Here is a 767-nt window from a genome sequence, read left to right as displayed (position 1 = left end):
TCGATTGCTGTTTTCGCTGCGTCTGCTTTCGCTTTTGCATCTTCCTTAGCTTTTGCTTTCTCTTCAGCTGTTAAGTCGTTGTTCGCATCGATTTCTGCTTCCTTAGCTTTCAGCACATCGTCTATTGCTTTTTTAGCTGCTGGCTTAGCTACTGGCGTTGGAGTTACTGAGTCTACACTTATTGCTCCATCATTTTTAGCTTGAGTTACTGCATCATTTGTTGTTGCGTTATCGATTTCTTGTTTCGCTGCGTCTGCTTTCGCTTTTGCATCTTCCTTAGCTTTTGCTTTCTCTTCAGCTGTTAAGTCGTTGTTCGCATCGATTTCTGCTTCCTTAGCTTTCAGCGCATCGTCTATTGCTTTTTTAGCCGCTGGCTTAGCTACTGGCGTTGGAGTTACTAAGTCTACACTTGTTGTTCCTGCAGTCTTAGCTTGTTCTACCGCATCGTTTGTTGTTGCGTTGTCGATTGCTGTTTTCGCTGCGTCTGCTTTCGCTTTTGCATCTTCCTTAGCTTTTGCTTTTTCTTCAGCTGTTAAGTCGTTGTTCGCATCGATTTCTGCTTCCTTAGCTTTNAGCGCATCGTCTATTGCTTTTTTAGCCGCTGGCTTAGCTTGCGCTGTTGGAGTGACTAAGTCTACACTTGTTGTTCCTGCAGTCTTAGCTTGTTCTACCGCATCGTTTGTTGTTGCGTTATCGATTGCTGTTTTCGCTGCGTCTGCTTTCGCTTTTGCATCTTCCTTAGCTTTTGCTTTCTCTTCAGCTGTTAA

At 44.0% G+C, this 767-nt stretch carries 1 protein-coding gene; it reads right to left on the bottom strand.

Annotated features, from left to right (window positions below; genetic code table 11):
• Positions 1-767 (bottom strand): DUF1542 domain-containing protein (locus tag D8848_RS10645; RefSeq protein WP_125450675.1); only part of this gene is annotated, 767 nt, incomplete at both ends.

The sequence above is a fragment of the Streptococcus mitis genome (genome assembly GCF_003942775.1).
GTDB classification, from domain to species: Bacteria; Bacillota; Bacilli; order Lactobacillales; family Streptococcaceae; genus Streptococcus; species Streptococcus mitis_CN.
Note: the sequence above shows the minus strand (reverse complement) of the source record. Positions and strands in the feature narration are given on the sequence as shown.